The sequence below is a fragment of the Candidatus Cardinium sp. TP genome (assembly GCF_025215055.1).
Taxonomy (GTDB): domain Bacteria; phylum Bacteroidota; class Bacteroidia; order Cytophagales; family Amoebophilaceae; genus Cardinium.
The window spans coordinates 1-12,607 of record NZ_JANAVR010000028.1; the positions used below are offsets into that span (position 1 = coordinate 1).

Below are 12,607 nucleotides of genomic sequence, written 5' to 3' on the forward strand. Positions count from 1 at the left end.
CTAACGTTTTGGCTAGTTCCAATAGCCCTAATTTCGGTTTAATGATTTTTTGATGTAAGTTCATAATAGTTGTAATTTATATCCGTACAAAGTTAATAATTGTCAGATTAAATCCTAACTACTACACATTACTGGTTAATATTGGTTTTTTGTTCACTTTTTTCTTGATAAAAAAGTGAACAAAAAACCAATGACTTGAACAGATAGGAAAAAATGTCCAGTATAATAAAGTTATGATCAGAAAGGGCACCTGATAGGATACCTTTCAGATGTTCAGTATCAATAAGAGGCCATAGTCTTATTAAATTTTACTCACTTTTGCAAGTGATCCATTTAAATCGTCTCTTCTCTCATAGATCTTTTGTGGCTCATTTGGGTTAGATTGGATCTACATCTAATATTATTTTTATTTTTCTATAGTGCCCTCTACCCAGTGCATAGCTGCAGGCGTTTTTTAATGTTTCTTTGGTCTGTTGGAGGCTATTTACATTTTTACTGGTTATTTTTAAAAATAGATCTAGTAAAAAATGATTTCTAACTTTGCCCACTAATGGTGGTTGAGGGCCTAGTACCCTACCCTCAAATTTTTTGTCTAGTATTTTTTTTAATGCCATAGCTCCTGATTGCAGGGTAGCAGCGTGCACACAACTTAAGCTTAGTTTAATGAGTCTGATATAGGGAGGATACAAAAAACGCTTTCTTTCTATCAACTCAGCGCTATACATCCCTTCGTAATCACCATTGGCTAAGTAGTGGAATAAAGGCTGCTGCGTCTGTCTAGTTTGAATGAATACACTACCTTGTTGGTTGCGTCTACCTGCTCTTCCTGCCAACTGTGTAATCAGTTGAAAACATTTTTCATTGGATCTAAAATCAGGAAAGTAGAGTAAGCCATCTATGTCTAATATTCCTATAAGCCGTATGTTGGCAAAATCCAATCCTTTGGCCATCATTTGTGTGCCTACTAAGATATCTATCGCCCCTGAAGTGACCGCTTGTAAAATAGATTGGTAACTATGTTTCCCTTTTGTACTATCCAAATCCATGCGGCCTATCTTTTGTTCGGGAAAAATCAGTTGTAAACTCTCTTCTAATTTTTCCGTTCCAAAGCCTATGTTATATAACTGCTGGCCGCCGCAATGGTTGCATGTACCAAAAGGAGGTGTTGCATAATCACAATAATGACAGCGTAATTGATGGTCCGTTTGATGGTAGGTAAGGCTTACCGCGCAGTTGAGGCAACGAGGAATCCACCCGCACGCGGCACATAAAAAATATTGCGCATAGCCTCTTCTGTTTTGAAAAATCATGGCTTGCCCACCTTCCATACTATTCTTTTGAAGCTGAGCTAGTAAGGTAAGCGAAAAATTTTCTCGCATGGCTTTACGCTTTTTTTCTATGTTCAGGTCAATAAAAAATAATTTGGGACGACTGGCTGCGCCAAACCTATGGTCTAACCTGACCAGGCCATATTTCCCAACTTGGGCATTGTAATAGCTTTCTATGGAGGGTGTACCTGAACCTAGTAAAACCTTGGCTTGATGCTGTTGGGCCAATAGGATGCTACTGTCTCGTGCATGGTAGGTAGGCATGGTATCGCTCTGTTTATAGGCAGAATCGTGTTCCTCGTCTACAATGATGAGTTGTAGTGCTTTAAAGGGTAGTAAGAGTGCAGAACGGGTACCTATTACTACCAATGCGGTTTGGTGGAGCAGGCGAGACCATGTCTTAAAACGTTCTTGATGCGATTGTTTGGAGTGGTGTACTACCAGCCATGCGCCAAAAAAAGGTCTGATACGCTCTACTATATGGGTTACTAAGCCTATTTCTGGTACTAGTAGTAATACTTGTTTTTGTTCCAGTAGGGCATATGTAATCAGATGCATATACAACTCTGTTTTTCCGCTTCCTATTGCACCATGTAATAGTACTGTTGTTTTTTCAACAAATTGTTTTTGAATCTCTATCAGTGCATTTTTTTGAAAAGTAGTTAACGTGGCTAGTAAGGTTAAAGGGACAGTAAAAATAGATACAGGCGATTGGTTTAGATGCGTTAAAATCCCCTTTTTATATAAAGTATGAAAAGCCGATTTGGAATAAGTTATAAGTTCTTTTTTGGAAGCATATAGGGTAGAGTTTTCTCTATCAGGTAAAAAATGGGCTAAAAGGGCTTGTTGTTTCGGTGCGCGTGGGGCTAACTTGGCAATAGTACAGGCGTCTAGACGGAGGTTAGGCGCCAGGGTAAAGTAGGGGTTGTCATCATCTATTCGATCGATGATGTTCATGGAAACGGCATGTATCAATCTTTTGGAGAGTAAGGATATCAGCGCTTGATTGGCTTCTTTGGGTGTCGTTAATTGGATAATAGTATGATAAGATAAAGGTTGGTGTTGTAGTGCAGAAAGGATCACTTGTTCGATAGCAGATGGTTGGTTGGGCGCAATGGCTCTATTGATCTCAAAGATGACCTGGTTAGGAAAGTTAAGGATTTTTGGCCATGCCAGTGCCAAGGTTTCACCCAGACTGGATAGATAGTAATCGGCTATCCATGCTAAAAAAGTCAGTTGCTGGGGGGTAAATAAGGGCGCTTCGTAGATTACGCCCAATAGATCCTTTGTAGGGTAAGTAGGTGCTTCATGATGGCATCTAAGCACAATACCCAGTAATAGTTTTCCGTTACGTAATGGTACGAGTAGGCTACTACCTATGCCTACTACACCCTGGTATAGGGAGGGAATATGGTAGGTTAAAGGTTTAATGGGAAGTGGTAATATAACATCTGCAAATTGTTTCAAGTGTAATGCATGTTTTAGAAAGTAATGTCTGCTAAGCTTACATCATCCCCATTTTAATTTGTGTTAATTTTCGTTTGGTATCCAAAGGAAAATCACCTTGAAGCATCCAGTTATAGTAAGAAGGTTCTAATTTGAGCACTTCTGATACAGCCTTGCCTTTATGTTTGCCAAAGTTAAAGATGGGTACCTGTTGTTCGTTGTAGACCATTCTACCTGCAAAATCGACCATATGGGTATTGGTTAAATGATGTAGGGTAGCTACATCATTTTTTATGACACCCAATGGATTACCTAAAGAGTCGACTACAGATTGATTTTCATATCGTTTTACTTGTTCCATCAATATTTCTAAAGTGGCTTCTATATCTACCATGGCGTTATGAGCGCCTTCTAGTTCCTTTTGGCAATAAAATAGATAGGCTGCTTTTAACGTTCTTTTTTCCATTAGGTGAAACAGCTTTTGCACATCTACAATTTTGCGATTTTCCACTTTAAAGTCTAGTTCTGCACGCAAAAAGCTTTCTGCCAATATGGGTATATCAAAACGAAGCAGGTTAAAACCAGCTAAGTCAGCTCCCTTTAAGAAAGCAATCAATTCTTTACCTATTTGCTTAAAGGTTGGTTTGTCTTTTAGATCCTCTGCATAAATACCATGGATGAGGCTGGATTCAATAGGGATAGCCTGTTCTGGATTCACCCTTTTATAAAAGGTTAAGCGTTTACCACCTGGCATAAGTTTGATCATGGCAATTTCTATGATGCGATCATGCACCACATTGGTACCTGTGGTTTCTAAATCTAAAAAAGCCAGCGGGTTGGTTAGTTGTAAACTCATAGTATGTTTTCTGCTGCTGATGGTTGGGTTTTTAACTAAATTATTTTTTATCTATGGCAAAAAAGGTTTGTCGTACTTAAATTTTTGTACTTTCAGTTATTTATGCATACAACTGATGAAATAGGCAATCCTATTGCTTGTCAAATATAATAAAATATGTATGATACTTTTAGTTATTTTTATGGCCTATGGTAATTAGTACGATGAACCATGTTATTTTTCGTAAGCTGTTGCTTGCCTGGTATCAGTCACATCGGCGTTTGTTGCCTTGGCGTGTTACGAGTGATCCCTATAAGATTTGGTTGTCAGAAGTGATTCTACAGCAAACAAGAGTAGTGCAAGGATTGCCTTATTATGAGCGTTTTATAGCTCAATATCCTTCTGTGACGGCGTTAGCCAGTGCCACAGAACAGGAAATCCTCCGTTTGTGGCAGGGGTTGGGTTATTATAGCAGGGCGCGTAACCTACACCATTGTGCACAAACCATTGTTGCGCAATATAATGGCATTTTCCCAACTAGTTATCGAGAGTTACTGACCCTTAAAGGGATTGGGCCTTATACAGCTGCAGCTATTGCTGCAGTTTCTTTTAAAGAGGTAGTTGCTGCAGTGGATGGAAATGTCTACCGTGTCTTGGCACGTATTTTTGGGCTAACCTATGATATAGGTACAGGCAAAGGGAGAAAACAAATGCATCAGTTTGCAACCCTATTGGTAGATCAGATCCAACCTGATATCTATAGTCAAGCCATTATGGATTTTGGTGCACTCCAATGTACGCCCGTATCCCCTTGTTGTACGCCCTGTGTGTTTAACAGCTATTGCATTGCCTTTTATACCGATCGTCAAAAGGGCTTACCTATTAAAACTAATAAACTCAATAAACGAGTCCGTTATTTTGATTATTTTGTTTTGCAGTATAACGATCTGTTATACATGAAAAAACGTATAGAAAGTGATATTTGGAAGGGTATGTATGATTTCTATTTGGTAGAAAGCAAGCAGCGTTGGGCGGTAGATCAGATGGAGGACCCTTTGTTGTATTTGGTTAAAAAGCATCGTTTATCTATGGTTACTGCTGCAAAAGAGGCCTCTCATTTGCTGACCCATCAGAAGTTGTTGGTAAAGTTCCATAAACTAGAAGTTACAGCCCTTTTCTTACAAGAAGCCCATGCGTTATTTAACCATTTTTCCTTAGCAGCATTTAATCGTGCAGAGGTTGAGGTATTGCCCAAACCTATATTGATTCAGAATTTTTTAAAAAAGCTAGGTCCTTTTTAGATAAGTAATGGTGGTATGCCAATCATCTATAAAAAATTATTTTCTCTTTAATAACCAATAATTTTTATGATTTAAGTGGATGTTATGGGCTCTATGCATATCAGCTTTTATCAAGAAATTTTTTCTTTTTTAGACAAAAACCGTTACCTTGCAGCTAGCGTTTTTTTATTCCGACCTTAAGTCAAGGTAGCCTATAGGTTGCTTGTTTGATCATTTTATAAATAAAAGGTAGGTTGTGAACACGCTTGAAGTCTAATTTTTAATATAGTTTTTTTGTTTCCTATGGAAGGAGTAGTAAAATGGTTTGACCCAGCCAAGGGTTATGGGTTTATCAAACCAGCAAATGGAGGTAAGGATGTTTTTGTGCACATCAGTGCGCTGGTGGCATCTAGAGTAAGTATGATAGACCAAGGCCAGTCGGTGGACTTTGAAATTACCAGCGATAGAGGTAAGGAGGTAGCTAGTAACATTAAAGTTCTTGATGTGTGAGTAACACATCAAGAACTTTTTAAATTTTAAATTGTACTTTGATTAATACGTTTCAAAAATATAATTTGCCATCAGTTCTGTTAGGAGCGTTGGCAAGCATGCAGTATGACCACCCTACTGCTATTCAAGATCAAGTGATTCCAGTGGCCTTGACCGGTCAAGATATATTGGGTTCCTCTAAAACAGGTAGCGGTAAGACCGCTGCTTTTTCTATACCTGTGGTTGCACAACTGATGCAACGTCCTGATGCTAGCGTATTGGTATTAGCCCCTACGAGGGAGCTTGCTGAACAAGTAGCAGGTGTTATGTCAAGCATGGTAAGTGGTTGTAAGCATTTGCGTACGGTATTGTTAATAGGGGGGGAGCCTATTGGGAAGCAGTTAATGCGGTTGCGTACCAATCCCAATATCATTGTGGGTACACCTGGTCGTGTGGAGGATCATTTGTGCAGGGGGTCTTTGCATTTGCACCGTACTACCTTTTTGGTATTGGATGAAATTGACCGAATGTTGGATATGGGTTTTTCTATTCAAATAGATAAGATTATTAAACGGTTGCCAATAGAGCGGCAAACTTTAATGTTTTCGGCTACTTTGGATAGGAATATTGAGCGGTTGGCTGGATCCTATTTAAGGCAACCTGCACGGATTAATGTGGAAATTAGCGATAATGAATCCAAAAATATTCAAGAGGAATCTCTGTATGTGCCGGAGTCAGGCAAGTTTCAAGTTTTATTGGAGCAGCTTGGCCAGCGGGAGGGTTCTGTGATTATCTTTGTAAAAACGCAAATAAAAGCCGATAGCATCAGTTATCAATTGCAGCAAGCCAATTTTAAGGTTCGCGCTATTCATGGAGGCTTAAAACAGCACCAACGAAAGCGTGTCATAAAGGACTTTAGAAGCAAGCATTATTCTATTATCGTAGCTACTGATGTAGCGGCAAGGGGTTTGGATATTGATCACATCAAACATGTAATCAATTATGATTTTCCACAAGCTGCTGAAGACTATACCCATAGAATTGGAAGAACGGGTAGAGCTGGTGCGACAGGGTTTGCTTTGTCTATGATTGCTTCTCCTCAAGAAAAGAGGCTCTGGCGTATCATCCATAATGAGCCGGTAGAGAAAGAAGAGCGGCGGCCATTTAGGCAAAATTCAAGTTTAAGTCGGTTTAGATCTCGTCCTTTTAGACGTGGTTTTTCAGGTTAACCACTTTTCGTATTTGTTCAAGCCACTGGTTTTTTGTGTTAAAAGAAAAACACCCCTGTAAGATGTCGCTTTCAGCGACTTTTTGCTGAGGGCTTGATTTTTATCCCACTTATTTCTTAAGAAATAAGTGGGATAAAAATCCATTATTAACCAGTAACGTCGTGAACAGATACGTTTTTCTTATTAAATCAAAAATTTAATAATGATAATTAAATAGTTCACAGATAACATCCTTTTAGCATAGTTCTTTTGAGTAATCTGCCTTGATCAAATAGGGTCGAGAGTTCTACCCCTGAGTCTAGAACTATCCCTATGGCCTTGCTTATCCCATCTTTTGGTAAATCTTTTTTTTAAGATATTCTTATAATACAAACGTACGACGCTATAACCACCAGCTAGCTTGCCACAACTAGTAGTTAGTACTAGATATGATCCTAAGGTTAATCCGGTGACTAATTTGTAACATATATAAGCGATTAGATCTATTTTATATTTTACGTGCATAATATATAAAGTTGTATCCCACCATGAGGGAATTTATTGCGTTGTTTCATATAATATTGTATAAGTATAAAAATACAATGTATTAAATAAATAAAAATCCATTTCATTATGTTGCTGACCCCAGTATTTATCTAGGCTATGTAAGTATACATTAGCTGTAGTAGTTAGGATTTAATCTGACAAGTAAGGTGTAACAACCTCTACGAATCACACAAACCCTCAACTGTTACACATAATCTTTTAAAAAGATTCTTCATCTCTCTATTATATCTGATATTACTTTATCGCTTCTCTGATCCTTGGTAAACATCACTACCAAAATTTAACCATTTTCCTCTTTTTAAAAAGGCTGGTACAACATGGATATCTTTTAAAGTTTCAATATCAAAGAATTGGGCAGTCTGAACTAGGCCATCTTGATCTAACCAATGCTTAGGCAGCTCGTCTACAACTATTTCTGCAGTAAAGTACACTTCTATCTTATGTACACTATATTTTTTATCAAAAAATTCTGAAACATAGACAATCTGGTTTGGTTTAACATCAATTCCAGTTTCTTCCTTTACTTCTCTTACCATACACTCTGAAAGCATTTCACTTGGGTTTAAGTGCCCACCAGGTGTATACCAAAGCTTATAATCATTGCTGACAAGTAATAATTTCCTATTTTTTACTATTAGCGCCCTAGCTGTTACTTGTAAAGTATAATCTTTCATTTTGTTATATTTGTTTATCTAATTTCAATGCTAAGCACCTATTAGATCCATTATGTATATATGTATTAGTATCATAAATCATACTATAGAATCATTTCCATCTATTTATTAAATGAACCATGTGTTATGATTTATATGCTTCAATTATAATTACATTACAGATTTTAATTTCGCCAGGAATGAATCTCGTTTCAATGCATCATAGAAAAACTTTCTCAACGTAAACGTATACTCATTACCATCTATATCTTTTAATACACAAGGATTGTGCTCAACCGTGCATAAGCTATCACATGAAACCCATTTAAAGTCATCTTTCTCCCTATAAGTATCCTTATTTTGCTGATTGACTGCCTTACATAATATATCAGCAGGATAAAAATCATTTACTTTCAGTAAGATATAGACTTCTTCTCTAATACACCCATCCTTTTTCTTATGCTCATTATAACAAACCACGCCATTATTCAATAAATTATTGGCATCCAACTGATATACGCCTCCACTTTCCTCCTTTGATTCGCGAATAGCAGCTTCTAAAAAACTTTCACCTGTTTCGACACTTCCACCCAATTCACACCATGTTTCCCCATCACATTTTCCTACTCGTTCTCTACCTAGTAAGAGAAAATTTTCTTGTTTATCATTAGTATAGCAAAGTAAAACACCAACACTGGCCTTTAGATTATTTTTTAATCTTCTTTCAAGTATAGTTTTGCTGTCATAACTACACACTGTTGAGCCACATTCCGATTGTTCTTGAATAGGAATCGGGTTTTTATTGGGCAACATACCGGGTCTATGCGCCATGTAGCTGCAAGAAACAAGACATAGAAGATAAAAAAGTATGCATAAACGAAACATAGCAAATAGGATTTTTCTTTTAATCTGATTATTATCCATTATATAGTATATTATGCGCATATATTATAACACTTAATACAAAAATTAAATGAATATATATGCCATTACCATTCAGGATGGAAGAATTCAATAAATTTAGCTACAGTGTTTTACTAAAAATGCAAAAATGTAGATAACCCATGGATATAGATCTGTTCATCGTAGTAGTATTCTTAGTAACTACACTGGCCATAGGATTATACTGTAGCCAATCAGTTGTTACATTTAAAGACTATGCAGTAGGCAGGAGAAATATGTCTACTTGGGTCATTACCGTTTCTTTAATAGCTACCATATATGGAGGGAATTTTTTACATACCCAACTCACTGGTTACTACTATCAAGGCTTATATATGTTACTACTAAGTTTAGGTAGTCCACTTAGGTTTTATTTAGTCTCTCGGTTCATTATTGTTAGAATGAAAGAGTGGCTAGGAGATTTTTCTATTGCTGAATCTATGGGTAGGTTATATGGAAGATCTGTTCGAATACTTACGGCCATCTTTGGTATTATAGTAACAATAGCTAAAATTTCTGCTCAGTTTAAGATTAGTCTAATTATTATTGAATCTATTACTTCTTGTAACGCACCAGCATATGCTAATTATTACACAGTCATTTTAGGAATACTAGTTACAGCTTACACCATTTTAGGTGGGGCTAGGTCTGTAGCGCTAACAGATGTTTATCAATTTTGTTTTTTCAGTATTTGTTTGCCTATTTTAACTTTTACTTTTTTATACAATTCTCAAAATACATGGATTAATTGGCAAAAATTTGTCAATATGTCACAGTTTAATTTATCTCAAATAGATACTTGGGATATCTCTCCTACATGGGATAATTCCTTAGTTCATCTGTTTACTTATTTTATTTGGCATTCCATATTTACTTTTGATCCAGCGCAAATCCAGCGTTTTTATATGTCTTCTTCTATTCAACAAGCCACCAAAGTGTTTTTAAAAAGTGGTACAATTCGGATCATTTTTTCGCTACTATTTTTATTTGTTATTGCTGCTTTATATACAAGTGGAAATAGTGTTCCACCTAAACAAAAAATATTAGACTATATTATGCAGCTTAATCACTTTCCTGGAATTAAAGGGTTGCTTATAACATCTGTTATTGCTTTATGCATTTCTACCGCTGACTCTTATTTGCATACAGGTTCTGTGTTATTTGCTAATGATATATGGCCTTTCATAACCGGTTCTAGAGAACGAACCGATAAATATTCTCTAAAAGTTGTACGAATATCCTCTGGTTTAATAGGTATAGCTACCATTCTGATCACATTACACATGAGCAATATTAGACAATTTTTAAATAAAGTATTTTACTTCTATACTCCTTCGGTTACGGTTCCAATGATTATGGCTTGTTTTGGATTTAGACCTCGTTCGGTTGCTGTCTTATGGTCTATGGGCATCAACACAGCTCTGACAGTTTATCATATCTTTATAAGAGGACAAGTTATAAGAGAACGTGATGTATTTCTATCCCTTATATATGGTGCGTCCATTTTATTGATCTTTCATTACCTGTTACCTAAAAAGCCAAATACGGGTTGGGTTGGTATTCCAGATGATAGTCCAGTAAAACTACAAAACCAAGAAACCAAACGTTGGTGGTTAAGAAAGCTATACTATTTTCAATTAATTTTTACTGCATCTTATTGGAAGGATATATTTCCTAAAAACGCTACTACTTTCATAGCATCAGGTATTTATTTTATTATTTATAGCTTCATACTACTTTTCTATGTAAAGCAAGTATATGTATTTGTCTACATCTACTGGTACATAGCTGTCATGGCTATAGGAACAATAGTAACCATCTATCCTATGTTTCATGCTTATAAACAGGAGGGTAATCGTCTGTTACATGGATTATGGCCTATATTGTTATATATATCCCTTTTTATTTCCGGAATCACCTATATGAAATTAAGCTATTTTGTACCTATGTCCTGCGCACTGTTTATAGTAAATATAGGTATAAGTAGTCTATTGCTACCATATGCTATAACAATAGTAATGTTATCTGTCGTATTATTGATATATAGATGGATACCTCCTTATTTAGATCTTGTAAGTTGTAAAGAATGGATAACTACAGAAACAATGATAGGCTTAACCATTTTAGTAAGTTGCCTAGTCTATCGATATTTAAGGAATAAAGCTAACATACAATTACAAACTATAGCGTTAACTAGAAGCTGTGATCAGCAATATGCGCTAGCTTCCCTACATAATCAAGAAAACTGGCACCGATTAGATCCTACCTATAGCGGAAAAGTGCTGCAAGATATAGCTGATGAACTGGGAACTTATGCAGAAAACCTACCTATACAGAAATACCAGAAACAGTTATATGTATTTAGGCAATCCTTATTAAAAAGGGCTAAAGAAGAACATACGTATACGTTAGATTCAAAATCTATCCATAAAGTTAATATAGAGCGTTTGATCCTAAAAGCTTATGAAACGGTTAGGAAACTAGATATACCGATACAGTTGCTTTTAATGAAAAAAACAAAAGAAAAATATTTATTAACCGCCCCCACTACTTTTGAAAGATTATTAACTATAAATTTTTTAAACCTATGCCAGGGAAAATATACCATAGATCATACCATTTATTTAACTATTTCAGACACATTGTTATCTTACCCTTTTCCTAAGATTAATCATGTATCCATACATAGTACGCAAGAGAAGCAATTAAAAGCTCCGATATTATCGGCACTCGCTTTTACTATATCTACAGATACAGATAGGCTAAATATATCACCTACTTATGTAGTTACTGACGCAATTACTTCAGGCTATTTACCTAAGACCATTAATAATCTGTATCAAGAAGAAAGTAGACAAATTGCAAAAGCTCATGGAGGATATATACAAATTATAGAAACTGAAACTAGTTTAACCTGTCTCTACATATTGCCTATTGATGGTAAAAAAGTTATGCAGTTTAAACGATACCATACTGATGACTTATCTAATAAGGTAGCAGAAACTAATGAAAGTTTAGCTCAAGAAAAGGAGCTTATTAGTCTATTGGTAAGTAACACAACTTTAACTGAGCAAAAGGTACAAGATACTATTCAATTTATTAAGAAAGCACATGGCAATGTTATACGTAAGTCAGGTGATCCTTATTATACCCATCCTATGGGGGTAGCTAAGCTTGTATTAGAAGCTACAAAGAATGCTGACACCATTTTGGCTGCTCTATTGCATGATATAGTAGAGGATACAACCGTTACATTAGAGCAAATAGAACTACTATATGGAATGGAAGTGGCTTATATCGTAGACATGGTGACGCATTATAATACTTATGGGTTGCGATGGGAATTAGATAAGTCAGATAATCAAAGTATACTAAATAAGTGCAAAGACATACGTGTCGTTCAGATTAAGCTAGCCGATAGGCTGCATAATCTAAGAACTATAGCTGCACGAAAACTAGAAGACCAAAAAAGAATAGCCAAAGATACCATGGACTTTTATATTCCATGGTCCGAAAAAAATAATGTTTTAACCTGGTTAGCAGAAATGGAAAATATATGTAATCAAATTTTACATACTAATCCTACATAAGATTAAACACTTGATTAAAGTACTAGGAAAAATAGTTCATATAGGGTATAGAAATGGTTAATATTTTATCAATTGTAGTAGTTAGGATTTAATCTGACAGGCAATAAAAATTTAGTGTCTAAAGTTGTCAGTTAAGTTTAATGTGTAGTAGTCAAGATTTAATCTGACAGGCAGTAAAAATTTAAGTATTAAAGTTGTCCGTTAAGTTAAATGTGTCAGTTAGGTTGTTAAGATAAGCGATTTGATTATTTTTTTCAAAGACTAATTTT

Annotated in this window: 8 protein-coding genes; 4 read left to right on the forward strand and 4 right to left on the reverse strand. The window is 35.8% G+C overall.

Translation table 11 applies throughout. The annotated features are described in order from the left end of the window. Positions 1-377: 377 nt before the first annotated feature. Positions 378-2,795, reverse strand: coding sequence for a replication restart helicase PriA (gene priA / locus NLX65_RS03805; RefSeq protein WP_260537358.1), 2,418 nt, complete (start codon positions 2,793-2,795; stop codon positions 378-380). A 37-nt stretch (positions 2,796-2,832) separates the two neighbouring features. Continuing rightward, positions 2,833-3,630, reverse strand: a complete 798-nt coding sequence (locus NLX65_RS03810; RefSeq protein ID WP_260537360.1) for a 3'-5' exonuclease — start codon at positions 3,628-3,630, stop codon at positions 2,833-2,835. A gap of 203 nt (positions 3,631-3,833) precedes the next feature. Here NLX65_RS03810 and mutY point away from each other — a divergent pair, with 203 nt between their 5' ends. From mutY to NLX65_RS03825, 3 genes are all read left to right on the forward strand, one after another. Next, positions 3,834-4,910, forward strand: a complete 1,077-nt coding sequence (gene mutY / locus NLX65_RS03815; protein ID WP_260537362.1) for an A/G-specific adenine glycosylase — start codon at positions 3,834-3,836, stop codon at positions 4,908-4,910. Between the two features lie 282 nt (positions 4,911-5,192). After that, positions 5,193-5,399 (forward strand): cold-shock protein, encoded by a 207-nt coding sequence (locus NLX65_RS03820; protein WP_114910160.1) that lies wholly within the window; start codon positions 5,193-5,195, stop codon positions 5,397-5,399. A gap of 38 nt (positions 5,400-5,437) precedes the next feature. Then, complete coding sequence (locus NLX65_RS03825; protein ID WP_260537366.1) at positions 5,438-6,607, forward strand: DEAD/DEAH box helicase; 1,170 nt, start codon at positions 5,438-5,440, stop codon at positions 6,605-6,607. 785 nt (positions 6,608-7,392) lie between these two features. Here the strand turns inward: NLX65_RS03825 and NLX65_RS03830 are convergent. Together NLX65_RS03830 and NLX65_RS03835 are read right to left on the reverse strand one after the other, a co-directional pair. After that, positions 7,393-7,827, reverse strand: coding sequence for an NUDIX domain-containing protein (locus NLX65_RS03830; RefSeq protein ID WP_260537368.1), 435 nt, complete (start codon positions 7,825-7,827; stop codon positions 7,393-7,395). A gap of 150 nt (positions 7,828-7,977) precedes the next feature. After that, positions 7,978-8,637: an NUDIX hydrolase gene (locus tag NLX65_RS03835; protein ID WP_260537370.1), complete on the reverse strand. Its 660-nt coding sequence runs from the start codon at positions 8,635-8,637 to the stop codon at positions 7,978-7,980. Positions 8,638-8,870: 233 nt separating this feature from the next. On the opposite strand from NLX65_RS03835, the gene NLX65_RS03840 reads away from it, so the two are divergent. Beyond that, positions 8,871-12,338 carry a sodium:solute symporter family transporter gene (locus NLX65_RS03840; protein WP_260537372.1) on the forward strand — a complete coding sequence of 1,156 codons (3,468 nt, stop codon included), beginning with the start codon at positions 8,871-8,873 and terminating at the stop codon, positions 12,336-12,338. Positions 12,339-12,607 lie beyond the last annotated feature (269 nt).

Coding starts and splice junctions, on each gene's coding strand:
- NLX65_RS03810 (WP_260537360.1), bottom strand. CDS start 3,630: ATGAGTTTACAACTAACCAACCCGCTGGCTTTTTTAGATTTAGAAACC.
- mutY (WP_260537362.1), top strand. CDS start 3,834: ATGAACCATGTTATTTTTCGTAAGCTGTTGCTTGCCTGGTATCAGTCA.
- NLX65_RS03820 (WP_114910160.1), top strand. CDS start 5,193: ATGGAAGGAGTAGTAAAATGGTTTGACCCAGCCAAGGGTTATGGGTTT.
- NLX65_RS03830 (WP_260537368.1), bottom strand. CDS start 7,827: ATGAAAGATTATACTTTACAAGTAACAGCTAGGGCGCTAATAGTAAAA.
- NLX65_RS03835 (WP_260537370.1), bottom strand. CDS start 8,637: ATGGCGCATAGACCCGGTATGTTGCCCAATAAAAACCCGATTCCTATT.
- NLX65_RS03840 (WP_260537372.1), top strand. CDS start 8,871: ATGGATATAGATCTGTTCATCGTAGTAGTATTCTTAGTAACTACACTG.